The sequence below is a fragment of the Streptomyces sp. NPDC049585 genome (assembly GCF_040675615.1).
In the GTDB taxonomy this organism is placed as follows: domain Bacteria; phylum Actinomycetota; class Actinomycetes; order Streptomycetales; family Streptomycetaceae; genus Streptomyces; species Streptomyces luteosporeus.
In genome coordinates this window covers 30,530-51,303 of sequence record NZ_JBFAPE010000003.1, presented here as the reverse complement: position 1 = coordinate 51,303, position 20,774 = coordinate 30,530, and the positions used below count along the sequence as shown (strand labels likewise).

20 protein-coding genes are annotated in these 20,774 nt (G+C 74.9%); 9 read left to right on the top strand and 11 right to left on the bottom strand.

Annotated elements, in window-relative coordinates:
- Positions 1–20 precede the first annotated feature (20 nt).
- Positions 21–2,342, top strand: a complete 2,322-nt coding sequence (gene treY / locus AB0K17_RS04530) for a malto-oligosyltrehalose synthase (protein ID WP_365967017.1) — start codon at positions 21–23, stop codon at positions 2,340–2,342.
- 113 nt (positions 2,343–2,455) lie between these two features.
- Here treY and AB0K17_RS04525 read toward each other — a convergent pair whose 3' ends face one another.
- Together AB0K17_RS04525 and zapE are read right to left on the bottom strand one after the other, a co-directional pair.
- Positions 2,456–3,328: a polysaccharide deacetylase family protein gene (locus AB0K17_RS04525; RefSeq protein WP_365982072.1), complete on the bottom strand. Its 873-nt coding sequence runs from the start codon at positions 3,326–3,328 to the stop codon at positions 2,456–2,458.
- 9 nt (positions 3,329–3,337) lie between these two features.
- Entirely contained in the window at positions 3,338–4,393 is a 1,056-nt protein-coding gene (gene zapE / locus AB0K17_RS04520; RefSeq protein ID WP_365982229.1) for a cell division protein ZapE, read from the bottom strand.
- Between the two features lie 139 nt (positions 4,394–4,532).
- Here zapE and AB0K17_RS04515 point away from each other — a divergent pair, with 139 nt between their 5' ends.
- Both AB0K17_RS04515 and AB0K17_RS04510 read left to right on the top strand, forming a co-directional pair.
- A complete protein-coding gene (locus AB0K17_RS04515) occupies positions 4,533–5,339 on the top strand; it encodes a pyrimidine reductase family protein (protein ID WP_365982071.1) in 807 nt (268 codons plus the stop codon).
- A 160-nt stretch (positions 5,340–5,499) separates the two neighbouring features.
- Positions 5,500–6,009 carry an indole-3-glycerol phosphate synthase gene (locus AB0K17_RS04510; RefSeq protein ID WP_365967020.1) on the top strand — a complete coding sequence of 170 codons (510 nt, stop codon included), beginning with the start codon at positions 5,500–5,502 and terminating at the stop codon, positions 6,007–6,009.
- Positions 6,010–6,063: 54 nt separating this feature from the next.
- Here AB0K17_RS04510 and AB0K17_RS04505 read toward each other — a convergent pair whose 3' ends face one another.
- Positions 6,064–6,735: an ABC transporter ATP-binding protein gene (locus AB0K17_RS04505; RefSeq protein ID WP_365967021.1), complete on the bottom strand. Its 672-nt coding sequence runs from the start codon at positions 6,733–6,735 to the stop codon at positions 6,064–6,066.
- Positions 6,732–7,796 (bottom strand): FtsX-like permease family protein, encoded by a 1,065-nt coding sequence (locus AB0K17_RS04500; protein WP_365982070.1) that lies wholly within the window; start codon positions 7,794–7,796, stop codon positions 6,732–6,734. The genes AB0K17_RS04505 and AB0K17_RS04500 overlap by 4 nt, the downstream gene beginning before the upstream one ends.
- Positions 7,797–7,970: 174 nt before the next feature.
- Here AB0K17_RS04500 and AB0K17_RS04495 point away from each other — a divergent pair, with 174 nt between their 5' ends.
- From AB0K17_RS04495 to msrB, 4 genes are all read left to right on the top strand, one after another.
- Positions 7,971–9,203 (top strand): sensor histidine kinase, encoded by a 1,233-nt coding sequence (locus tag AB0K17_RS04495; RefSeq protein WP_365982069.1) that lies wholly within the window; start codon positions 7,971–7,973, stop codon positions 9,201–9,203.
- 8 nt (positions 9,204–9,211) lie between these two features.
- Positions 9,212–9,862: a response regulator transcription factor gene (locus AB0K17_RS04490; RefSeq protein ID WP_365982228.1), complete on the top strand. Its 651-nt coding sequence runs from the start codon at positions 9,212–9,214 to the stop codon at positions 9,860–9,862.
- A gap of 93 nt (positions 9,863–9,955) precedes the next feature.
- Positions 9,956–11,350, top strand: coding sequence for a UDP-N-acetylmuramate--L-alanine ligase (murC, locus tag AB0K17_RS04485; protein ID WP_365982068.1), 1,395 nt, complete (start codon positions 9,956–9,958; stop codon positions 11,348–11,350).
- A gap of 18 nt (positions 11,351–11,368) precedes the next feature.
- A complete protein-coding gene (gene msrB / locus AB0K17_RS04480; RefSeq protein WP_365967026.1) occupies positions 11,369–11,776 on the top strand; it encodes a peptide-methionine (R)-S-oxide reductase MsrB in 408 nt (135 codons plus the stop codon).
- Positions 11,777–11,800: 24 nt separating this feature from the next.
- Here msrB and AB0K17_RS04475 read toward each other — a convergent pair whose 3' ends face one another.
- From AB0K17_RS04475 to lpdA, 4 genes are all read right to left on the bottom strand, one after another.
- A complete protein-coding gene (locus tag AB0K17_RS04475) occupies positions 11,801–12,091 on the bottom strand; it encodes a hypothetical protein (protein WP_344433627.1) in 291 nt (96 codons plus the stop codon).
- A 39-nt stretch (positions 12,092–12,130) separates the two neighbouring features.
- Positions 12,131–13,909, bottom strand: coding sequence for a malto-oligosyltrehalose trehalohydrolase (treZ, locus tag AB0K17_RS04470; RefSeq protein WP_365982067.1), 1,779 nt, complete (start codon positions 13,907–13,909; stop codon positions 12,131–12,133).
- A 121-nt stretch (positions 13,910–14,030) separates the two neighbouring features.
- Positions 14,031–14,942 (bottom strand): GNAT family N-acetyltransferase, encoded by a 912-nt coding sequence (locus tag AB0K17_RS04465; RefSeq protein ID WP_365967028.1) that lies wholly within the window; start codon positions 14,940–14,942, stop codon positions 14,031–14,033.
- A gap of 77 nt (positions 14,943–15,019) precedes the next feature.
- Positions 15,020–16,435, bottom strand: coding sequence for a dihydrolipoyl dehydrogenase (gene lpdA, locus AB0K17_RS04460; protein ID WP_365982066.1), 1,416 nt, complete (start codon positions 16,433–16,435; stop codon positions 15,020–15,022).
- A gap of 85 nt (positions 16,436–16,520) precedes the next feature.
- Here lpdA and AB0K17_RS04455 point away from each other — a divergent pair, with 85 nt between their 5' ends.
- Positions 16,521–17,396: a LysR family transcriptional regulator gene (locus tag AB0K17_RS04455; RefSeq protein WP_365967030.1), complete on the top strand. Its 876-nt coding sequence runs from the start codon at positions 16,521–16,523 to the stop codon at positions 17,394–17,396.
- Between the two features lie 48 nt (positions 17,397–17,444).
- On the opposite strand, the gene AB0K17_RS04450 is transcribed toward AB0K17_RS04455, so the two are convergent.
- Together AB0K17_RS04450 and AB0K17_RS04445 are read right to left on the bottom strand one after the other, a co-directional pair.
- Positions 17,445–18,116: an ABC transporter gene (locus AB0K17_RS04450; protein WP_365967031.1), complete on the bottom strand. Its 672-nt coding sequence runs from the start codon at positions 18,114–18,116 to the stop codon at positions 17,445–17,447.
- Positions 18,113–18,940 carry an ATP-binding cassette domain-containing protein gene (locus tag AB0K17_RS04445; RefSeq protein WP_365967032.1) on the bottom strand — a complete coding sequence of 276 codons (828 nt, stop codon included), beginning with the start codon at positions 18,938–18,940 and terminating at the stop codon, positions 18,113–18,115. Before AB0K17_RS04445 ends, AB0K17_RS04450 begins: the two co-directional genes overlap by 4 nt.
- A 44-nt stretch (positions 18,941–18,984) precedes the next feature.
- Here AB0K17_RS04445 and AB0K17_RS04440 point away from each other — a divergent pair, with 44 nt between their 5' ends.
- A complete protein-coding gene (locus AB0K17_RS04440; protein ID WP_365967033.1) occupies positions 18,985–19,701 on the top strand; it encodes a peptidyl-tRNA hydrolase in 717 nt (238 codons plus the stop codon).
- Positions 19,702–19,730: 29 nt separating this feature from the next.
- On the opposite strand, the gene AB0K17_RS04435 is transcribed toward AB0K17_RS04440, so the two are convergent.
- The gene (locus AB0K17_RS04435) at positions 19,731–20,075 is read right to left on the bottom strand and encodes a MerR family transcriptional regulator (protein WP_365967034.1); all 345 of its coding nucleotides are present in this window, start codon (positions 20,073–20,075) and stop codon (positions 19,731–19,733) included.
- Positions 20,076–20,774 lie beyond the last annotated feature (699 nt).

The window sequence follows — 20,774 nt, the reverse complement described above, 5'->3', positions numbered from 1 at the left end:
ATCCGGGTACATACGTTCTTGTGAAGCGGAAGAGCTGGGCACCACCGACGGCCACCTACCGGCTGCAGCTGCAGCCGGCCTTCCCCTTTGCGGCGGCCGAGCGCGCCGTGCCGCGGATCGCAGGGCTGGGCGTCTCCCACCTGCACCTCTCCCCCGTCCTGGAGGCCGTCCCCGGCTCCACCCACGGGTACGACGTGGTCGACCACACGCGGGTGCGCGAGGAACTCGGCGGCGAGGAGGGGCTGCGCTCCCTGGCCCGCACCGCCCGGGCGCACGGGCTGGGCCTGGTGGTGGACATCGTGCCCAACCACATGGCCGTGCCCGCCCCCGAGCACCTCAACGGCCCCCTGTGGCAGGTGCTGCGCGACGGGCCCGCCTCCCCCTACGCCCGCTGGTTCGACATCGACTGGGCCGAGCACGGCGGCAAGGTGCTGCTGCCGGTCCTCGCCGGGCGGCTCGGCGAGGAGCTGGAGCGCTTCACCGTCGGCGACGACGGCGTGCTGCGCCACGGCGAGCACGCCTTCCCGCTGCGGCCGGGCACCGAGCGCCTGCCCCTGCCCGAGCTGCTCGACGCCCAGTGGTACCGGCCCGCCTGGTGGCGGCTGGGCCGCACCGAGCTGAACTACCGGCGGTTCTTCACCGTCTCCGGCCTCATCGCCGTCCGCGTCGAGGACCCCGACGTCTTCGCCGCCACCCACGCCACCGTGCTGCGCCTGCTGCGCGAGGACGTCATCGAGGGCTTGCGCGTCGACCACCCCGACGGGCTCGCCGACCCGGCCGGCTACCTCGCCCGGCTCGACGACGCCACCGGCGGCCGGTGGACGGTCGTGGAGAAGATCCTCGCCCACGACGAGCACCTGCCGGCCGGCTGGCCCGTCGCCGGCACCACCGGCTACGACGCCCTGCGCCACCTCGACGGGCTCTTCACCGACCCCGAGGGCGCCCGCGAACTCGCCGGCGCCTACCGCGCCTTCACCGCCTGCCCGCCCGACCGGGGCGGCGACTGGCCCGCCACCGTACGGCGCGCCGCCTACCGGGTGATCACCCACGAGCTCGCCGCCGAGGCCGAGCGGCTCGTGCGCACCGCGCTGCGCCTGTGCGAGAGCGACCACCGGCTGCGCGACCACGCGCCCTGGGCCATACGCACCGCCCTGCGCGAGATCCTCGTCCGCCTGCCCGTCTACCGGCCCTACGCCCTGCCCGGCCGACCCCCGGCCCCCGCCGACGCGGCCCTGCTGGAGACGGCCGCGCAGGAAGCCCGCGGCGCCTTCCCCGTCCCGGAGGAGGCCGCCGCCGTCGAACTCGTGCGCGATGCCGCCCTCGGCCGCCTCGGCGACGGCCCCGACCAGCGCGACTTCTGCGCCCGCTTCGCCCAGACCGCCTCGGCCCTGCGCGCCAAATCCGTCGAGGACACCGCCTTCTACCGCTACGTGCCCCTGCTGAGCGCCAACGAGGTCGGCGGCAGCCCCGACCGCCCGGCCGTCACCCCCGAGGAGTTCCACGCCTTCTGCGCCCGGCTGCAGCACGACTGGCCGGCCACCGCAACGGTGCTCACCACCCACGACACCAAGCGCAGCGCGGACGTGCGCGCCCGCATCGCCGCGCTCACCGCCCACCCGCGCGCGTGGGCGGACCTGATGGAGCAGCTGTGGGCGGCCGTCCCCGGCCCCGACCCGCACGTGGCCTGGACCGCCTGGCAGACCGCCTTCGGGCTGGGCACCGCCGACGCGGAGCGGCTGGTTCCGGCCGTGCTGAAGAGCGTGCGCGAGGCGGCCCTGCTGACGACGTGGACGGAGCCGGACGCGGCGTACGAGGAGGCGGTACGCACCTTCGTCACCACCGGCCCCGGCGGCCCCGCCCACGCCGAGCTCGCCCCCCTGACCCGGGCAACCGCACCGGCGGTACGGGCACACGTGCTGGGGGCGACACTGCTGCACCTGACGATGCCGGGAGTACCGGACGTGTACATGGGCACCGAGCGCGTGTACGCGGCACTCGTCGACCCGGACAACCGGCGACCGCTCCGGTTCGACGGGACGGCGGAGGGTCTGTCCGCGGAGAAGCTGCACCTGACCCGCACGGCCCTGCGGCTGCGCCGGGCCCATCCGCAGTGGTTCGGCCCGGAGGCGACGTACGAGCCACTGCCGTCACCGCAGCACGTGGTGGCGTTCACCCGGGCGGGGTCGGTGATCGCGGCGGCGGTGCGCCTGCCGCACCGGGCGGCGGGGGACACGGTCCTTGCGCTGCCGGGGGGCGAGTGGCGGGACGTGCTGACCGGGCGCACGCACGAGGGCCGTGTCCGGCTGGACGAGTCGGTGGCGCTGCTGGTGCGGGGCGGGTAGCCCCGCGGCCGGCCGGGGCGTCAGCCGGTGAACGCCGCCGTGACGCCGAGGCCGCACAGGACGAACTCCCCGATGACGGGCAGGGACATGGGGCTCCTTCTGTCGGCCGGAGGTCAGGGGCGGGGCAAAAGGTCCGAGACGCGCACAAGTTCGTAGCCGCGTGCCCGCAGCTCCGGTACGACGCGTCGTAGCGCCTCCTCCGTCGTCGGGGCCGCGCTGCGGGTGCAGTGCATGACGACCACCGATCCCGGTTTCACCTGGGAGAGCACCTGGTCGGCCACGGGGCCCGCGTGCTTGGCGAAAGCGTCCCCGCTCACCACGTCCCACTGGACGGCCGTCACCTTCACCGGTGCCAGTTCCTTGAGCATCGCCGCGTCGTGGCAGCCGCCGGGGAAGCGGAAGTACGGCACCACGTGCTCGACCCCCGCCCGCCGGAAGGCGTCGAACGCGCGCTGGACGTCGGTGACGGCCGTGCCACGGGGGACGGCCGGCAGGCCGTAGCAGGGCTGGGTGAAGGCGTGGTGGCTGTAGGAGTGGTTGGCGACCTCGAAGAGCGGGTCGGCGCCGATCGCCCGGGCCTGGTCGGGGTACTGCTCCGCCCACCGGCCGGTCATGAAGACGGTGGCCGGCACCTTCAGCCGCCGCAGCGTCGCGATCAGCTCGGGGTTGTCGAAGTGTTCGCCGCGTGCCGCCCGCGGCCCCTGATCGGCCGTCATGTCGGCGTCGAAGGTCAGCGCCACGCGCTTGGCCCCATCCCGTCGCCCGTGCGAGAAGACGGGGGTGGCGCCGTCCGGCCCGGGCGGCAGCGTGGGGACGGCGGACGGCGCCGAGGACGACGCCGCGCGCGGGGAGGAGCCGCCCTGGGCGGAGGGGGCCGCCGCCGGCTTCCCCGGCTGCGTACCGCCGCCACAGGCGGTCAGCGCGCAGCCGAGCACGACTGCGGCGAGCGCGGAGCGGAAAAGGGTACGGGAGCGTGGCAGCGGCACGGGGGAACGCTACCCCTCGGCCAGCCCCTTCGCGTCACGGGCCAGCGCGGTCAGCCGGGAGATGGCCCGGAAGTACTTCTTGCGGTAGCCGCCCTCCAGCATGTCCTTGCCGAACAGCTCGTCGAAGGGGCGACCCGAGGCCAGCACCGGGACCTCGCGGTCGTAGAGCCGGTCGGCGAGGACGACCAGGCGCAGCGCCGTGGACTGGTCGGGCACCGGCTCGACGCCGGTCAGGCACACGGCCCGGATCCCGTCGCACATGGCGCCGTACCGGCTGGGGTGCACCTTGGAGAGGTGGTCCAGCAGGTCGGGGAAGGTGTCGAGGGAGGCGCCGGGGGTGGCGTGGGCGACCCGCTCGACGGTGGCGTCGTCGTAGGGGGCGGGGGCCTGGGGCAGGCCGCGGTGACGGTAGTCCTCGCCGTCGATGCGCAGGGGGCGGAAGTGGGCGGACAGGCCCTGGATCTCGCGCAGGAAGTCGGCGGCGGCGAAGCGGCCCTCGCCGAGCTTGCCCGGCAGGGTGTTGGAGGTGGCGGCGAGCGCGACGCCGGCGTCGACGAGCTTGCCCAGCAGGGTGGAGACCAGGACGGTGTCGCCCGGGTCGTCCAGCTCGAACTCGTCGATGCACAGCAGCTTGTGCCCGCCCAGGGTCTGCACGGTCTGCTGGAAGCCGAGCGCGCCGACGAGATTGGTGAGCTCGACGAACGTGCCGAACGCCTTCTGCTCGCGGGGGGCGGGGGTGGCGTGCCACAGGGAGGCCAGCAGGTGGGTCTTGCCGACGCCGTAGCCGCCGTCGAGGTAGACGCCGCGCGGGCCGGCGGGCGCGGCGGCCTTCGGCTCGCGGCGGAACCAGCGCTTGCGGCCGCTGCCGCCGGCGGCAGTGCCCAGGCCCGCGGCGAAGCCGCTCAGCGTGGCGACGGCCTCGGTCTGGCTGGGCTGCTTGGGGTCGGGGATGTACGTGTCGAAGCGCACGGCGTCGAAGCGCGGCGGCGGCACCATCTCGGCGACCAGGCGGTCGGCGGGGACGTGCGGGGCGCGCGAGGTCAGCGCGACGGGCTCTGCGGCCACGGCGTCGGTGCCTGTGGAGCCGGAAGGGCCGGTCGAGCCGGTGGACGGTGCGATGGAGGTTGACACAGCCGTCCAGCCTAGCCCGCGGCAGGGGGGAGGGGCGGTTCCGCACGGGGCGAGCCGTGTCACACTGCCGCCTATGCGACGCCTGTTCCCGTACCCCGTCAGCCCCGCCGATCTCGAGGACCGCGAGTGGGGGCTGGACGAGCTGGCCGACCTGTACGCCTATCCGGAGCACGGCGGCGGGGGCGCGTGGCTGCGGGCCAACATGGTCTCGTCCCTGGACGGGGCCGCGCACCACGAGGGACGCTCGCAGCCGCTGTCCTCCGCGGCCGACATGCGGATCTTCGGCACCCTGCGCGGGCTCGCGGACGCGGTCGTGGTCGGCGCCGAGACCGTACGCCAGGAGGGCTACCGGCCCACCCGGGCCCGGGAGGCGTTCGCCGCGCGCCGGGCCGCGCTCGGACAGGGGCCCGCGCCGGTGATCGCCGTGGTGAGCGCGGGGCTCGCCCTGGACTTCACGCTGCCGCTGTTCACCTCCCCGCTGGTGCCCACCGTCGTGCTCACGGGCGCGGCCGCCCCGGCGGAGCGCGTGGCCGCCGCGCGCGCGGCGGGTACCGAGGTGGTCGTGGCGGGCGAGGGGCGCGAGGTGGACGCCGCGCGCGTACCGGCGCTGCTGGCCGAGCGGGGCCTGACCCGGCTGCTCACCGAGGGCGGCCCCCGGCTGCTGGGGCAGTTCGCCTCGGCCGGAGTACTGGACGAGATGTGCCTGTCCCTGGCACCGATGGTGGCCACCGGCACGGCACCCCGGATCATGGCGGGACCACCGCTGGCGGTGCCGGCGCGGTTCTCGCTGGAATCGATGCTGGAGGACGCCGGCTTCCTGTTCACCCGCTACCGCAGGATCCCCGACCACGGGGAGCGTCATGGCTCGGCAAGGATCTGACAATAGACGGAATTTTCCGTTCCGCTTCTCTTCCGGCGGGCAGAATTGAGTCAGACAATCCCCTGAGGGCACAGCATCAAAACAGGCGTGCTCCCGGGGAGCACGCGCAGGATGGGTTCTGTAGGGGCCCGGTGGCCCATGGAGAAGAAGGGCTCCCACCGTGTTCACGAGCGTACTGATGATCGAGCAGCCACTGTCGGCGGCAGATGTCGAATTCGTCACGACCCTCCACGACGACGACATGTCCTTCGTCGTCCTCATGCGCCCCAGAGGCGACGAGGACCGGCTGCTGCGCGCCATCGACGACGTCGCCCTCGGCGAGCTGGAGCGCGCCCTGCACGAGGCCGACGAACCGGAGGGCGAGGCCGCCCTGCGCCCCGCGGCCCTCGCCCTGGAGCACTCCCTACGCCGCTTGCGGGACGCCGGATGCGAGGCGGTGGGCCAGATCATCGACGGGCACCCGCTGGATCTGCTGCGCTCCGTGGTGGAGCAGACGCATGCCGACGAGGTCATCGTGCTGACCGCTCCGCACCTGGTGGAGGAGTTCTTCCACCGCGACTGGGCGTCGCGGGCGCGGCACAAGGTGGGGGTGCCGGTGCTGAAGCTGTACGCGCATGCGGACGGGGAAGCGGAGCCGGAGACGGAGACGGAGACGCCTGCGGCGGGCTGATCCCGGGGCTCCGCCCCGGACCCCGATCGAGGACACCGGGCGCAGCCCGGTGTCCTACCCCAGCCGGCCGTCCACCATGTGCAGCACCCGGTCCGCCCGCCCCAGCAGGCCCGTGTCGTGCGTCACCAGCACCGTCCCCGTCCCGTGCCGGCGCGTCACCGTGGCCAGGAGGTCCGTGACCGCCTCGCCGCGGGCCCGGTCCAGGGCGGAGGTCGGTTCGTCGACCAGCAGCACCGACGGCTGCCCGTACAGGGCTCGCGCGATGTTCACCCGCTGGCGTTCGCCGCCCGACAGCTGGTGGGGGCGGCGCCGCCATGTGGCGGCGGCCAGGCCCACGGATTCCAGCAGCTCCCGTGCCCGGGCACGGTCGCGCGGTGCGCCGCGCAGGTGGGCGACTGCCAGGAGTTGTTCCTCGGCGGTCAGGGACGGCAGCAGGTTGGCCTGCTGGAAGACGATGCCGATGCGGTCGCGCCGCAGGGCGGCCAGGGCGCGTGGGCGCAGCCCGGCCGTGTCCTGGCCGGCCACGACGACCCGGCCGGTGTCGGGGCGCAGCAGCGTGGCCGCCACGGCCAGCAGGCTGGACTTGCCGGAGCCGGAGGGTCCGGCGACCGCCACCAGCTCGCCGGGTGCGACGGTCAGGCGGATGCCGTCGAGGGCGGTGAGCCGGCGGCCGCCGTCGCCGTCGGGGTAGGTCAGGTCGACGTCTTCGAGGGCGAGGGCGGTCATCGGGAGGCTCCCAGGGCGATCAGCGGGTCGACGGAGGTGATGCGGCGTACGGCGAGCGCGGACCCCGCGAGCCCCAGCAGCACCATCGCTCCTACCGGTACGGCGACCGTGGCCGCCTTCAGTTCGAACGGCACGGCCGCCGCGGCCAGCACCCCGCCCAGTGCTCCGGCACCGGCCCCGGTCAGCGCGCCCGCGACCAGCACGGCCGCCGCCTGTCCGAGCGCGTCGCGCACCAGGTAGCCGCTGCTCGCGCCGACGGCCTTGAGGACCGCCACGTCGGGCCGGCGCTGCACCGTCCAGACCGTGAAGAAGGCCCCCACGACCAGCGCGCTGACCACGAAGAGGAAGCCCTGGACCATGCGCAGCGTCCCGTGCTCGGCCGCGTAGCCGTCGATGCCGTCCAGCGCCTCGGCCCGGGCCACGGCCTGCGTCGTGCGGGCCGCGGCGCCCCCGGGCGTGCCGGGGCCGCCGACCGCGAGGGCGGTGGGTTCTCGCAGGTGGCCGACCTCCTGCCAGGTGGCGGGGGTGGTCCACACGGCGGGCGCGTGCCCGTACGAGCGGTCGGCCGTGATGCCGGAGACGGTCAGCTCGCGCGTGCCGAGCGTGATCCGGTCGCCCGGGCGCAGCCCGTGGTCGCGGGCGGTGCGCTCACCGACCGCCACCTGCCCGTCCTGCGGCCCGTGGCCCGCGGCCACGGGCGGCAGCAGCCGTGCGGGCACGCCGAGGACGCTCACGGAGGCCGCCGAGCCGCCGGCCGTCAGCCGGGTCATCGCCACGCCCACCGGCTCCGCCCACCGCACGCCCGGTGCCCGGCGCCAGGCCTCGGCCTGCTGCGCGTCGACCGTGCTGTTGGCGAACGACACCTCGGGTGCGGCCCCCGCCGGGGCGCCGAAGACGATCCGGTCGGCCGGCAGGCGGGCGATCGCGGACGTCGCCTCCCGGGCCAGGCCGTCGGTCAGCCCGTAGAGGAAGACCACCAGCGTGGTGATGAGGGCGACGACCGCGCCCATGAGGGCGAAGCGCCCCCGGGCGAAACGGATGTCACGCAGCGCGACGAACACGACCAGGCACAACCCTTCGAGAAGACGACGCCTCCACCCTCGCGCGGGCGCGCGGGCCTGCCATCGGGGCAAGGAGCGGTTCGGCTGCCGTACGTCCGGTGCACCCGGAAATCAATCGAACGGTTGATGGGGACGCCGCGAGGGCCCCGTTCACGGGCCCGTACGCTCGATGGGGTGAGCCGAACGAGCCCTTCCGACGTCGTCGCGGACATGCCCGCGCTGCGGCTTGTCCGTCTCGCCCTGCACTGCGCCTTCTACGCCCTGCTGGCCGTCGCCCTCGCGCCCGTCGTCACCGGCTCCGAGCCCCCGGTCACCCTGCTGCCCGCCCTGGCGCTGGCAGCTGCGTACGCCGTGGGCGTGGTGCGACGCGGCGCGCGCCGCCCGGGTTTGTGGCTCGCCGTCGTCACCGCCCTGTGGCTGGTCCTGCTGGCCATGGACCGCGGCTTCAGCTACCTGGCCTTCCCGCTGTTCTTCCTGTACCTGCACGCCATGCCGGTGCGCTGGGCGCACCCGGCGGTCGCGGCGGCCACCGGGGCCGTCGTGGCCGCCCAGGCGGCCGGTCCCGGCGGGCTGACGGCCGCCAAGGTCGTCGGGCCGGTCGCGGGGGCGGCGGTGGCCATCCTCACCGGGTACGGCTACGCCGTGCTGTACCGGGAGAGCCGCCGGCGCCAGCGGCTCATCGACGACCTCGTGCGCACCCGCGACGAGCTCGCGGCGGCCCAGCGCGAGGCGGGCCGGCTCGCCGAGCGGCAGCGCCTGGCCCGGGAGATCCACGACACCCTGGCCCAGGGCCTGTCCAGCATCGTGCTGCTCGCCCGCGCCGCCGAGACGGCCGGGCCGCAGGGGGCGCTGGAGCGGGTGCGGGAGATCGGCCGTACCGCCGCCGACAACCTCGACGAGGCCCGGCGCTTCGTCGCGGCCCTCACCCCGGCGGCCCTGGAGGACGCCCCGCTGCCCGAGGCCCTGCGCCGGGTGACCGCCCGTACGGTGCCCGGCGCCGTCTTCCGTCTCGACGGCGAGCCGTACCCGCTGCCGGTCGAGACCGAGGTCGCCCTGCTGCGCCTGACGCAGGAGGCGCTCGCCAACGTCGCCCGGCACGCCCGGGCCGAGCACGCGGCGGTGACGCTCGCGTACCTCGACGGGGAGGTCGCCCTGGACGTGTACGACGACGGCACCGGCTTCGCCCCCGGCGACGTGCCGGCCGGGGGCCGGCGCACCTTCGGCCTGCACGGCATGCGCGAGCGCATCGCGGAGCTGGGCGGCACTCTGAGCGTCGAGTCCGCCCCGGGCGAGGGCACGGCCATCGCGGCGACCGTGCCGGCCCCCTCCGGCGGGCGAACCGCCGCCGAGGACGGTCACGGCGCGGCGGACCGGCCGGTGCGCGCCCTCCGGAAGGAGGCCGCATGAGCGGCGGCATGAGCGGCACCACCGGCACCATCGGGGTTCTCCTGGTCGACGACCACCCCGTGGTGCGGCGCGGGCTGCGCGCCATGGTCGACGAGCTGCCGGACGTGACGGCCGTGGGCGAGGCCGGCGACGGCGCCGAGGCGCTGCGGCTGCTCGCCGAGGGCGCGCGCCCGCACGTCGTCCTCATGGACCTGCAGATGGGCGACGGCATGCACGGCGTGGAGGCCACCCGGCGCATCACCGCCCTGCCGTCCCCGCCGGCCGTGCTGATCCTGACCACCTACAGCACCGACGCCGACATCCTGGCCGCCGTCGAGGCCGGCGCCACCGGCTACCTGCTCAAGGACGCCCCGCCCGAGGAGGTCGCGGCCGCGGTCCACGCCGCGGCGCGCGGTGAGACCGTCCTCGCCGCGCCCGTCGCCGCCCGCCTGCTGGGCCGGGTGCGCTCCGGGGGCCGGCCCGCGCTCTCGCCGCGCGAGACGGAGATCCTGGGGCTGGTGGCCGAGGGCCTGCCCAACCGGCAGATCTCCAAGCGGCTCTTCATCAGCGAGGCCACGGTCAAGACCCACCTGGTGCACATCTACGACAAACTGGGCGTCGACAGCCGTACGGCGGCCGTCGCGGCGGGCCTGGCCGCGGGGCTGATCAGGGCGGTGTGAGGGGCCGGCTCCGGGAGGGTGCAAGAATCGGCCTGTTCCTGTTTCCGAACAGGAACAGGCACCACCCCGCACACGACCCAGGGAGCACCGCACATGGCACCGGCCGTCCCGGCGACGATGGAACGACCGCACTTCATCGGCATCGGCGGTGCCGGCATGTCGGGCATCGCGAAGATCCTCGCCCAGCGCGGCGCGTCCGTCGCCGGCAGCGACGCCAAGGAGTCGGCGACCGCCGCGGCCCTGCGCGCCCTGGGCGCCACCGTGCACATCGGGCACGCGGCCGGGCACCTGGCGGCCGACGCCACCTGTGTCGTCGTCTCCAGCGCCATCCGCGCCGACAACCCCGAGCTCGCGGCCGCCGCCGAGCGCGGCATCCCGGTCGTGCACCGCTCGGACGCCCTGGCCCGCCTGATGGACGACCTGCGCCCGATCGCGGTGGCCGGCACGCACGGCAAGACGACCACCACCTCGATGCTGGCCGTCTCCCTGGCCGCACTCGGCCTGGACCCCTCGTACGCGATCGGCGGCGACCTCGACGGCCCGGGCACCAACGCCCGGCACGGCAACGGCGAGATCTTCGTCGCCGAGGCGGACGAGAGCGACCGCAGCTTCCACAAGTACGCGCCCGAGGTCGCGATCATCCTCAACGTGGAGCTCGACCACCACGCGAACTACGCGTCGATGGAGGAGATCTACGATTCCTTCGAGACCTTCGTCGGCCGCGTCCGCCCGGGCGGCACGCTCGTCGTCAGCGCCGACCACGCCGGCGCCCGCGAGCTGACCGCCCGCGTCGCCGGCCGGAGCGACCTGCACGTCGTCACCTACGGCGAGGCCGAGGACGCCGACGTGCGCGTCCTGGACGTCACCCCCCGCGGCCTGACCAGCGAGGTGACCGTCGACCTCAAGGGCAGGCAGCTGACCTTCGGCGTCAGCGTCCCCGGCCGCCACTACGCGCACAACGCCGTGGCCGCGCTCGCCGCGGGCGCCGCCCTCGGCGTCCCGGCGGACGACCTCGCCGCCGCGCTCGGCAAGTTCACCGGCGTCGGCCGCCGCCTGCAGCTCAAGGGCGAGGCCGGCGGGGTGCAGGTCATCGACTCCTACGCCCACCACCCCACCGAGATGACCGCGGACCTGGAGGCCATCCGCGGGGCGGCCGCCGACGCCCGCGTCCTGGTCGTCTTCCAGCCGCACCTGTTCAGCCGCACCCAGGAGCTGGGCACCGAGATGGGGCAGTCGCTCGCCCTGGCCGACGCCTCCGTGGTGCTCGACATCTACCCGGCCCGCGAGGACCCCATCCCCGGCGTCACCAGCGACATGATCATCGATGCGGCGCGGCAGGCCGGCGCCGACGTCCGCCCCGAGCACGACATGGCGGCCGTCCCCGGCGTGATCGCGGGAATGGCCCGGCCCGGCGATCTGGTTCTGACCATGGGGGCGGGCGACGTGACGGACCTCGGTCCGCGGATCCTGGCCCGCCTGGAGAGCTGATCCGGGAGGACGGACGAGATGCCGTACGAGGTCGACAAGACGGACGAGCAGTGGCGGGCCGAGCTGAGCCCCGAGGAGTACCGGGTGCTCCGCGAGGCCGGCACCGAGCCCGCGTTCCGCGGGGAGTACACCGACACCACCACGCCCGGCGTCTACAGCTGCCGGGCGTGCGGGGCGGAGCTGTTCCGCTCCACGGAGAAGTTCGCGAGCCACTGCGGCTGGCCCAGCTTCTTCGACCCGAAGGACACGGACGCGGTCGAGCTGCTGGAGGACCGCTCGTACGGCATGGTGCGCACCGAGGTCCGCTGCGCCCGCTGCGGCTCCCACCTCGGGCACGTCTTCGAGGGCGAGGGCTACCCCACGCCCACGGACCAGCGCTACTGCATCAACTCGATCTCCCTGCGCCTGGAGCCGGAACAGGGCTGACGGGCCGACGCCGGTCCTGGCCGCCTATCCCAGGGCGGCCAGGCCCTTGCGCAGGTCGTCGGCGTTCATGACGGGGTACAGCTCGACCTCCGCATCGGCGTTGAGGAAGAACCGTTCGACGACGGAGGGGATCTGCGAGGGGTCCTGCAGGTCGAAGACGAGCAGGCACGTGCGGCCGCCGTCCATCGCCGTGAAGTAGGCGGCCTCGGGCTTGAGCTGTCCGAGGAGCTCCTCGATCACCTCCGGCATCGTGCCGTCGCGAATGCTCTCGTTGGAGGCCGCGGTGTCCAGCCGGGCCCTGAGCAGCGTGCGCATGACGCCTCACTCCCTTGCGTCACTGGTGCCCACCTCACTTCAAGGGTCCGTCTCGTCGCCGGAGTGGTGCAAGCGCAGCACGGCCGGGGTGTGCGGGGGCAGCCGCAGGGTGCCGTCCGGGGTCGGTGGGGGGACGGGCTGCCAGGCGGCGAGGAGCTCGGCCCCGGCCGCCGCGGGGCCCAGCGGGATGCGGGCCGCTTCGGCCGAGAGGTTCACCGCCACGTGCACCGGTCCGCGGGCGAGGTGGACGGTGTGCGGGGTGACGTCCAGCGCTTCGTAGTGCCAGTCCGGGTCGGTCAGGGCCGGCTCGGTGCGGCGCAGGGCGATCAGCCGCCGGTACCAGGCCAGCAGGGCCGCGTGCGGTGCGCGGCGAGCCTCGTCCCAGTCCAGGCAGGAGCGCTCGCGCGTGGCCGGGTCCTGGGGGTCGGGTATGGCGTCGGCCGCCCAGCCGTGGGCGGCGAACTCCCGGCGGCGGCCGGTGCGCACGGCCTCGGCCAGCTGCGGGTCGGTGTGGTCGGTGAAGAACTGCCAGGGCGTACGGGCGCCCCACTCCTCACCCATGAACAGCATCGGGGTGAAGGGCGCGCACAGCACCAGCGTGGCGGCGCAGGCGAGTTGTCCGGGCGTGAGGCGGGCCGTGAGCCGGTCGCCGCGGGCGCGGTTGCCGATCTGGTCGTGGGTCTGGGCGTAGCCGAGCAGCCGGTGGGCGGGGGTGGTGCGGGTGTCGAGGGGGCGGCCGTGCGGGCGGCCGCGGAAGGACGAGCGGGTGCCGTCGTGGAAGAAGCCGCCGCGCAGGGTCTTGGCGAGGGCGTGTGCGGGGTCGGCGGCGAAGTCGGCGTAGTAGCCCTGGGACTCGCCGGTGAGCGCGGTGTGCAGGGCGTGGTGGAAGTCGTCGTTCCACTGGGCGTGCAGGCCCAGGCCGCCGGCCGGGCGGGGGGTGGTGGTCAGCGGGTCGTTGAGGTCGGACTCGGCGACGAGGAACAGCGGCCGGCCCAGGCGGGCGGCCAGTGCGTCGACGGCGCCGGAGAGTTCGGCGAGGAAGTGCTTCGGGCGTGTGTCGTGCAGGGCGTGGACGGCGTCCAGGCGCAGCCCGTCGAGGCGGTAGTCGCGCAGCCAGGCGAGTGCGCTGCCGGTGAGGTAGGCGCGCACCTCGTCGGAGCCGGGCGCATCCAGGTTGACGGCGGCGCCCCAGGGGGTGTGGTGGGTGTCGGTGAAGTACGGGCCGTAGGCGGGCAGGTGGTTGCCGGAGGGGCCGACGTGGTTGTGCACGACGTCCAGGACCACGCCCAGGCCCAGGTCGTGGGCGGCGTCGACGAAGCGCACCAGCCCGTGCGGCCCGCCGTACGGTTCGTGCACGGCCCAGGGTGCCACGCCGTCGTACCCCCAGCCGTGGGTGCCGGGGAAGGGGCACACGGGCATGAGCTCGACGTGGGTGACGCCGAGATCGGCCAGGTGCGGCAGGCGGGCGGCGGCCGCGGCGAAGGTGCCCTCGCGGGTGAAGGTGCCCACGTGCAGCTCGTAGAGGACGGCCCCGGGCAGTGGGCGGCCGCCCCACCCGCCCGGCCGCTCCCGCCAGGGGAAGCGGCAGACGTCGACGACGGCGCTGAGCCCGTCGGGCCCGTCGGGTTGGCGGCGCGAGCGCGGGTCGGGGCGCACGGGCCCGCCGTCGAGCGCGAAGCCGTAGCGGCTGCCGTCGGCGGTCGGCGCCTCGCGGCGCCACCAGCCGGCGCGGCCGGGGTCGGGCTCCATGGCATAGCGGCGGCCGTCGGCCAGCACGTCCACGGCGCCGGCCCCGGGCGCCCACACCTCGAACAGCACGACGGCTCCCTCCGGCGTCCTGCGGCGGCGATCCCCTCCATGGTGCCGCCCGGGACCGGCTTCAGGGAACGAGGTCTCAGGGGACGAGATCTCAGGGAACGAGATCTCAAGGAACGAGATCTCAGGGAACGAGGTCGATGCGCTCCTGCGTGACGGGGTAGCCGGCGCGGGCGAAGGTGGCGGCCATCGGGTGGTTGCCCTGGTCGGTGGCGGCGGCGATCTTCTCGGCGCCGTGGGCGGCCAGGTCGTGGGTGCAGGCGGCGAGCAGGTCGTAGGCGTAGCCGCGGCCGCGGTGCTCGGGGACGACGCCGACGTAGGCGATGCAGGGGCTCACGGGATTGTGCGCGGGGATGTGCAGGCCGACGACCTCGCCGGCCGGGGTGTGGGCCAGGCGCCACCAGGCGCGGGGCGAGGGCATCCAGTTCCAGATCCCCATGGCCTCGTCGAGGGCGGCCTCGATGCCGTGTTCGGCGATGTTCCTGGTGTCGTGGGCGTCCAGCGTGCCGTGCATGGTGCGGCGCAGCACGTCGCGTACGACGGCGTCGTCCGGTTCGGGCCGGAAGAGGAGCCGGCCGGGCTGCTCCGGCAGTCCGCAGGACGGCGTCCACTCGTAGCGGTACCGCTCGACCAGCGGCTTCAGGCCGGCCGCGACCGCCGCGTCGATACGGGCCCGCGCGGCGGCCCGTACGTCCGAAAGCTCCCGCCAGCCGGGCGGGACGAGCAGGGCGTACTCGGCGCGGAAGGGGGCGCTGCGCAGCAGCAGGGCGCCGGCGTCCTGCTCGCCGTCGGCGAAGTCGAACCAGTCCAGCGCCTTGGGTGCGGTGTCGTCGGGCCCCGCCCACCAGGCGGCGCGGGCGACGACGGCCCCGTCGCGCAGGGCCACCCACGTCCACTCGGGGCGGTACTCGCCGCCCTCGTGGCGCGGGAGGTAGCGGTGGCCGAAGGCGGCCCGGCCGACGAGGCCGGGGTCGGGCAGGGTGGTGAACAGGGCGGTGTCGTGCTCGGTGAGGGCGCGGACGACCAGTTCGCTCATGGGGTTCCTTCCGGTGGGCGGCCCGGTCACGGTAGGGGCGGGCCGCCGTGCGGAGCCACCGGTTTTCCGACGCGCCGTCAGGTGCGCTGCTGGTGCAGCCCGCGCCCGGCCAGGGTGAGCATGACCTCGCCGACGGCCTCGGAGAGGGTGGGGTGCGGGTGGATGTGGCGGGCCACGTCGGATGCCTCCGCTTCCCAGCCGACGACCAGCTGGCTCTCGGCGATCATCTCCGAGACGTGCGGGCCCACCAGGTGCACGCCCAGGACCCGGCCGCCGCGTTCGGCGACGACCTTCACCATGCCGCCCTGCCCGTGGACCATGCCCTTGGCGACGGCGGTCAGCGGCATGGTGGAGCACACCACGTCGTGGCCCGCCTCGCGGGCACCGTGCTCGGTCAGGCCGACCGAGGCGGTCTGCGGGCTGGAATACGTCACGCGCGGTACGGCCGGGTAGTCCACCGGGCCGGGGGTCTGTCCGGCGAGTGTCTCGGCGACGAGCAACCCCTCGGCGAAGGAGGCATGAGCCAGGCCCGGCGAGGGCGGCGGGAGCAGGTCGCCCACCACATGGATGCCGGGCACGGCCGTCTCCAGGCGCGCCCAGTCGGCGGGGGCGACGAACCCGCGGGCGTCCGTGGCCAGTCCGGCCGCCGCCAGGTCGAGCCCGTCGGTGACGGGCTCGCGCCCGACGGCCACCAGCAGCCGGTCGGCGCGCAGCTCGTGGACGGCGCCGCGGGCGGTGCGCAGGGTCGCCCGTACGCCGTCCTCGTGCGAGCGCACATCCTCCAGCCGGGCGCCGGTGTGCACCTCGATGCCCCGCTTCTTCAGGCCGCGCGCCAGGTGGCGGCCCACGTCGGCGTCCTCCAGTGGCAGCAGCCGGTCGGCCGCCTCCACCAGGGTCACCGCGGATCCGGTCGAGCGGTGCAGCGAGGCGTACTCGATGCCGATCGCCCCGCCGCCCAGCACCAGCACCGAGCCGGGCAGACCGGGGGCGAACAGCGCGTCGTCGCTGGTGACGACGCGCTGCCCGTCGGGCCGCAGGCCCGGCAGCGGGCGCGGCCGCGAACCGGTGGCCAGCACGATCCCGCGCCGGGCGCGGTACTCCTGCACCGCCCCGGCGGTGGTGACGCGGACGGTGCGGGTGCCGGTGAGGGCGGCCGAGCCGCGGACGACGCGGACGCCGGCGTGGGCGAGGTGGCCCTCGACGCCGCGGTGGTTGCGGCGCACGATGTCGTCCCGGGTCGCCGTCAGGGCATCCCAGTCGATCCCGTCGAGCCGGGCCCGTACGCCCCAGCGCTCGCGCGCCTCGGCGATCCCGTCGACGAGCTCGGCGGCGTGCAGCATCGCCTTGCTCGGTATGCAGCCGCGGTGCAGGCAGGTGCCGCCCACCAGGTCGCGTTCGGCGAGGACCACCTCCAGGCCCAGGGCCGCGGCGCGCAGGGCGGTGCTGTAGCCGCCCGTGCCGCCGCCGATGACGATGACGTCGGTCTCATCCATGCCCTCACCTTCCGGCCGTCGGGGATCATGAGTCCAACGCAATGTTTCGATCGGTTCGATGAAGGCTGTTCATGGGGGGCCTGCGGTGAGCCTGCGGCAGATGGAATACCTCGTCACGGTGGTCGAGGAGCAGTCCTTCACCCGGGCCGCCGAGCGCCTGAACGTCAGTCAGTCCGCGCTCTCCCACCAGATCAAGGCGCTCGAACGCGAGACCGGCGGCCCGCTGCTGGAACGCCTCGCGCACGGCGTCCGGCCGACCCCCATGGGCCGCGCCTACCTCCCCCACGCCGAACGCGCCGTCCGCAGCGCCGGCCAGGCCAGACGCGCCGCCCGCGCCGCCGCCGGCGCCGAGGGCGGCGAACTGCACGTCGCCACGCTGCACGCGCTGGCCGTCGGCGTCCTGCCGCCGGTCCTGGCCCGCTGGGGGCGCGAGGTCCCGGGCGTACGGCTGCACCTGCACGAGTACGTGACCTCCGAGGACCTGCGCGACGGCGTCGAACGCGGCGTCGCCGACCTCGCCGTCGGCCCCCGGCCGCACGACTGGCACGGCCCGGTCGTTGCGGTCGGCGAGGAGCACATCGTCGTCGTCACCTCCGTCGACGACCCCCTGACCGGACGCCCGCACCCCGTTCCTCTCCCCGCCCTCGCCGACCGCCTGTGGGTGCGCTGCGCGCTCGAACCCCTGGTGGAGGGACGGCGCTGGCTGGACGTGGTGTGCGCACGGGCCGGTTTCGCCCCGCGAACGGCACTGGAGACCGAGCACTCCTCGACGGCGGTCCGCATGGCGGCGGCCGGGGTCGGCATCGTCGCGGCCCCGACCCACCTGGCGGCCACGACACCGGGCACGGCGACGGTCCCGGTCGACCCGGCGTGGCGCCGCGAGCTGGCGGCGTTCACGCGAGTGGAACTGACGGGGGCGGCGGCACGTTTCGTGGAGCTGCTGGCGGAAGCCGTCGCCTGATGCCGGCCGGTTCGTGCCCACCCCGCGGCAGCGCATCTGCGGGACGTCTCACCCCCGGCGCCGCCCGCTCGCCGCGCACGCGACGCCCGTCGCCACCGCGGCAACGACCACCGCACCGCCCAGGGCCGGCACCGGCATCCGTACCACCCCGTCGTGGGAGCCCGTGACGAGTCCCGTCACCGCCGCCCTCGCCGGGGAGGCGCCCGCGAACAGCACCGCGAAGACGGCCAGCATCGTCGCCGGCACCGCCCTGCCCGTGCTGCGCAGCAGCGGGCGGTTGCACAGGGCTCCTGCGGCCGCGCCGAGCAGGGCGCAGGTCAGGGCCGTGAGCAGGCCTGCGGCTGCCGCCGGCCCGGCCGGCACCGCCACCCGGTGGTCGGCGCTGTGCGGGTCGCCGATCAGGGCGACGGCTGCCGTGCCGACCGTGCCCAGGAGCACCGTCGCGCCCAGTGCGGTGAGGATCGCGGCGAGGTGCGCGCGGCGGGGGCCGAACGCGGCCGCGACGCAGTCGCGGGCCGCGTCGGGTTCGCCGGTGACGCACACGCGGACCAGCCATGCGCCCACCGGCACCAGGGCCGTGGCCGCCCAGCCGTAGGCGTCGAGGACCGGCTCCCCGGTGCGGACGCCGATGGCGACGAAGGCGGCGTACAGCAGCAGGGGCGGCAGCCACCGGTGCGAGCGCAGCAGGAGGGCGGCCTGATAGCCGATCAGTGCCGTCACGGGCGTTCTTCCTTCTCCACCGGCGTCACGCTGCGGATGTGCCACGACGGCCGGGCCGTCAGGAGGGCGTGCAGCAGCGCGTCGGAGTGTTCGGCCGCAACGGTGAGCCGGTGGCCGTGGGTCTGCGGGTCTCCGGGGAGGCCGTCCGGCAGCGGGAGACCGGGCGCCCCCTGGACCTCCACCCGTACCCGCGGTCGCTCGTCGAGGGGGACGGCCGACCGCTGCACCCGTCCGCCCACCACCTCGTACACGGCGTCGGGGCGGCCCGCGAGCCGGTGCGGGTCGTGGTCGACGAAGACCACGGCGGTGCCCTCGGCGACGCGTTCGGTCACCGTGCGGTCCAGGACCTCGCGGGAGGTGGGGTCGAGGCCGGTCCAGGCCTCGTCGAGGACGAGCAGGCCGCCGGGCGGGGCGAGCAGTCCCTGGGCCACGGCGACCTTCTGGCTGCTGCCCTTGGACAGTTCGCCGAGCGGGGTGTCGGCGTACGGCCCGGCGCCCAGGCGTTCCAGCCAGATGCGACCGGCCCGCTCGGCCGCACCACGGCGCAGTCCGTGGACGCGGCCCATGGCCGTGAGGTAGCCGGCGGCCGTGAACGGCAGGGCCGGGGGGAAGCGTTCGGGTACGTACGCGGTGGGCGGCCGGCCGGTGATGCGGCCGGTGCTGGGTGTGTCGATGCCGGCGATCAGGCGGAGCAGGGTGGACTTGCCGCTGCCGTTGGCGCCGTGAATCCGTATCAGTGCTCCCGCCGGCACGTCGAGGGCGACGTCCCGCACGATCCAGGGGCCGCCGGTCCGGTGACGGCGCCCCACCCCCTCCAGTCTCATGGCCCACACCGTAACCCGCCCGGGCCGGCTGGCAGACTGGAGCGATGACCGGCACCGATGTCCCCGAGGATCCGCGCGACGACGCCCCGCAGTACGTGCTGCCGCTGGTGGTGCGGATCGAGAAGACCGCTCCCCCGGCCCGTACCGACGCGCTGCAGACCGCGGCGCGGGCCGTGCTGGTGCTGCTGGCGGACGAGCGGGCGACCGAGCCGGACGGCGAGTGGGCGCAGGCCGTGCGGAACTGGCAGGACACCCGGATCCGCAAGGTGGTGCGGCGGGCGCGCGGGGCGGAGTGGCGCAAGGCGTCGGCACTGCCGGGCATCACGGTGCACGGCGAGGCGGCCGAGGTGCGGGTCTTCCCGCCGGTGCCGCTGGACGGCTGGCCCAAGGAGCTGGTCAAGCTGCAGGTCTCGGGCACGGAGCTGGCGGACGCGGACCCGGTGGCCCCGCCGGACGCGCACCGCCCGGTGCTGTGGCTGAACCCGGCGCTGGAGATGTCGGCGGGCAAGGCGATGGCCCAGGCGGGGCACGGTGCGCAGCTGGCGTGGTGGGCGCTGGACGACGCGGCACGCGCCGCGTGGCGCGCGGACGGCTTCGCGCTGTCGGTGCGCACGGCGGATGCGGACCGGTGGGCGGAGCTGATGACGAGCGGGCTGCCGGTGGTGCACGACGCGGGTTTCACGGAGATCGCGCCCGGGCCGACCGTTGCCGCCGAAGGTGGCGAGCGCTACTGCCCGCTCCCGCGCCTACGACGCCCGTAGCCGGGAGCGCGCAGCGTCGGCGGCGGCACTCAGGGTGCGCTCTTCGGCTGCGGCTCGGTGCGTTGGGCGCGCAGGTGCTCGTTGATGCGCTGGGCTTCCTCGAGTTGGTCTTCGAGGATGACGATGCGGCAGGCGGCCTCGATCGGGGTGCCCTGGTCGACGAGTTCGCGGGCTCGGGCGGCGATGCGCAGCTGGTAGCGGGAGTAGCGGCGGTGGCCGCCCTCGGAGCGCAGCGGGGTGATCAGGCGGTGTTCGCCGAGGGCGCGGAGGAAGGCGGGGGTGGTGCCGAGCATGTCGGCGGCCCGGCCCATGGTGTAGGCGGGATAGTCGTCGTCGTCGAGGTTGTCGACGGGGCGGGTACTGCGAGGGGGCATAGACCTCTTCTTCCGGAGGACGCGTCGGGGGGCCCGGGTGCCGTACGGCACCCGGGCCCCGAGCTTTCAACACCATCTACCGGCCTACTGCGCCGGCCTTCTTTGTCCGCAGGGACCGCCTGGGAGGGCGGGGCTGCGGGGATCGCGGATGCGTGACCGGGGACCACCTTCCAATCCGGGGCCTGCGGTACCCGGGCGGACACCTTCCTCTTCCTCGCCCGGGCGATCCTGATGGCGGCTGATCGCTCCTTACTTTCGGTTGCGCGGTTGTCCTACTACTTGACCTGCTCGCACGGCAGTTCGTCTCTGCCGTGCCCACGTTGACTTCCTGGGTACAAGGAAAACGGTAGCTCCACGGCGAGCGAATGTCTACGGTTGCCACGACAGATTTCCTTCAAGGGTGACGAACGAAGTTCTCCTGCGCATACACCCGGGAGAGTGAGTCCACGGGCCGGGTCCCCGGAGCGGCGTTGCCGGCACGGACCGCTCGGGCCCTCGCGGGGCGTGCACCCCCGGGCGTGCTGTCCGGGGGGGGACCCGCAAGCCGGTGATCACCAGAGGGGGCTGACCACCGCCAGGGCACCGTCTCCGGCCGGAAGGAGCACGACCTCCCGACAACGAGGTGCGCGGCAGAAAAGGCCGCCCCCGCGGGGGCCAATATCTGTTCCCGTGACATGAGGAATAGGTGTGGGGCCCGGC